Raw genomic sequence first — 296 nt, forward strand, 5'->3', positions numbered from 1 at the left:
GCCGCGTTCAGCTCCTTATAGTCGCCTTGTTTCTCGACCGGCTTACCGTTGACCTCGGCCGCGATGATGCGTGCCAACGTCGTCTTGCCCGCGCTCGGGGGCCCGAAAAAGGCCATGGCACTCGGAATCTTTCCGGTTTCGAGCATACCTCGAATTCGGGTCACCACCGCATCCTGACCAAGGTAACGGTCGAGTTTGGTTGGTCGATACTTCCGATGAAGCGCATGTTGTTCTGCGTCGATCGGTGCACTGCTTTCCTTTTTCTTACTTGCGAACATCAGATTTCCTGTATTACG

The 296-nt window shown here is 55.1% G+C and carries 1 protein-coding gene; it reads right to left on the bottom strand.

The window, feature by feature from the left end; all coding sequences use genetic code 11:
• Positions 1-278, bottom strand: a 278-nt coding sequence (locus AC1RPQ_RS08345) for an AAA family ATPase (protein ID WP_481762321.1), incomplete at its 3' end; no start/stop codon positions are given.
• Positions 279-296 lie beyond the last annotated feature (18 nt).

The organism is Dellaglioa sp. CoH-57-MRSF-21 (genome assembly GCF_056781915.1).